Source organism: Nocardiopsis sp. TNDT3 (assembly GCF_003427465.1).
Classification (GTDB): domain Bacteria; phylum Actinomycetota; class Actinomycetes; order Streptosporangiales; family Streptosporangiaceae; genus Nocardiopsis; species Nocardiopsis dassonvillei.
In genome coordinates this window covers 1-2014 of the sequence record NZ_QPFC01000092.1, presented here as the reverse complement: position 1 = coordinate 2014, position 2014 = coordinate 1, and the positions used below count along the sequence as shown (strand labels likewise).

General features: G+C 70.1%; 2 protein-coding genes and 1 pseudogene. All 3 read left to right on the top strand.

Going from position 1 to position 2014, the window contains the following annotated elements; genetic code table 11:
* Nucleotides 1-96 (top strand): annotated as a pseudogene (locus DQW06_RS02655) (dihydroorotate dehydrogenase); the annotation flags it as partial.
* Nucleotides 97-413: 317 nt separating this feature from the next.
* Nucleotides 414-1130 carry an orotidine-5'-phosphate decarboxylase gene (gene pyrF, locus DQW06_RS02650; protein WP_013154115.1) on the top strand — a complete coding sequence of 239 codons (717 nt, stop codon included), beginning with the start codon at nucleotides 414-416 and terminating at the stop codon, nucleotides 1128-1130.
* Between the two features lie 409 nt (nucleotides 1131-1539).
* Nucleotides 1540-1863, top strand: a complete 324-nt coding sequence (gene mihF, locus DQW06_RS02645; RefSeq protein ID WP_017565056.1) for an integration host factor, actinobacterial type — start codon at nucleotides 1540-1542, stop codon at nucleotides 1861-1863.
* Nucleotides 1864-2014: the final 151 nt, after the last annotated feature.

The following is a 2014-nucleotide window of genomic DNA, read 5'->3' as shown; positions in this document are numbered from 1 at the left end:
GTGCTCCGCGAGTTCACCGAACTGCTGGAGGCCCGCGGGCTGAGGCGGGCCGCCGACCTGGTGGGCGCCGCGCACCGGACGGGTGTGGGGGCGTGACAGGCCGGGCACGCGGCGCACAAGGGCCCTGACCGGCCTGAACGGCGTTCAGATGGCGCTGTGCGACCAAACACGCGCAATTGGTCTCTACCACTGTCCTGACCGTTACGTCCCGTCTGCGGCCGTCTGGGAGGCCGTTACGGGGAAGTGACACGGGTGGGGCGCATGAAGCGGCTCATCCGGGGAACCGCACACTTGATGGTGTGCACATGACAGCGAACGTGCATTCTCAGGTGCCGCGGTAAGCACGTCCGCAAGTACGTCCGTGCCTTGCACGCGCCGACCCCGGTCGGCGGCACACGATGGGAGATACCGACATGACCGAGACCACCGCGCCCTCCGCGCCCATCGCCGTGGCGCTCGACGCCAGGGACCTGGAGACCGCGGCCACCTGGGCCTCAGCGGTCGCGCCGCACGTGAGCACGGTCAAGGTGGGCCTGGAGCTGTACCTGCGCTACGGGCCCGACGTGGTCAGCGCGGTGCGCGGGGCCAGCCGGGTGGGGGTCTTCCTCGACCTGAAGCTGCACGACATCCCGGCCACGGTCGCCGGCGCCGCGCGCAGCGTCGCGGGCCTGCGGCCCTCGATCCTGACCGTCCACGCCGGGGGAGGGGCGGACATGGTCCGGGCCGCGGTGGAGGCCGCGCCGGAGACCAGGATCGCCGCCGTGACGGTGCTCACCTCGATGGACGAGGACGACCTGGAGCAGGTGGGGCTGCTCGGTCCGGCCCGCGACGCGGTGCGGCGCCTGGCGGTCCTGGCCGTGGGCGCCGGGGCCCGCGCGCTGGTCTGCTCACCCCAGGAGGTGGCCCTGCTCCGCTCCGAGGTCGGACCGGACGTCACCCTCATCACGCCGGGCGTGCGCCCGGCGGGGGCGGACAGGGGCGACCAGTCGCGCGTGGCGACCCCGGAGGAGGCCGTGGCGGCCGGCGCTGACCTGTTGGTCATCGGCCGCCCCATCACCCGCGCGCCGGACCCGGGGGCGGCGGCGGCCTCCCTCGCGGCGGCCGTGCGCCGGGCGGGTGTGCGCGTGTAGGGAGCGAAGGGGGAGGGGGCCGCGCGGGCGCCCTTCGACGGTGTCCGGAGGTGTTGGGCCAAGGGATCGACGGATCGGGGAGACGAACCGGTGCACGGGAGTCTGACACGACCGATTATGGGTCACTGTCAGTCACTGATTTGGCGTGTCCGAAACCCGCCGAGCACTGCCGAGAGTGACCCGCGTCACCCCTGCGTGACCTGCGCTGGTGGCACCCTCCGGACCTCCTTCAATCGGGACCAAAGTCCCGGTTTTCGTCTCGCAGTGCAGTCGAATAACAACTCTCAGTAGTTAGTTCGACGAAATAGCCGTTGAAAGGGCACTTTGCGTTGCCTAACAGGGGTCAGACCTACTAACTTGCGCAGGCGTCCGCCCTCTACAAACGAGTAGAAATCCGAGGTGACCCGGCGTGGCCCTTCCTCCCCTGACACCCGAACAGCGCACCGCGGCTCTGGCCAAGGCCGCCAAGGCCAGAAAAGAGCGCGCGGAGGTCAAGAACAAACTGAAGAACGGCGGCATCTCGCTGTCCGAGGTCCTTTCCAACGGCCTCAAGGACGACGTCATCGGCAAGATGAAGGTTTCGGCTCTGCTCGAATCCCTTCCCGGCGTCGGCAAGGTCCGGGCCAAGCAGATCATGGAGCGGCTCAACATCGCCGAGTCGCGCCGTGTCCGCGGTCTGGGAACCAACCAGCGCGCCGCCCTCGAGGCCGAGTTCGGCGACCTCACCAAGTAACACCAGGCAGTACCCGCAGCACCCAGCAGTACCGAGCAGCACCTGAAAGCAGTGCACCGGTCCGCCGCGTCCCCCACAGTCGCGGCGCACACCACGCCGCGACAGCGGCCGACCCCCGGTGAGCCAGGCAGGGCCGCGGTCGGCGGACGGG

Coding starts and splice junctions, on each gene's coding strand:
- pyrF (WP_013154115.1), top strand. CDS start 414: ATGACCGAGACCACCGCGCCCTCCGCGCCCATCGCCGTGGCGCTCGAC.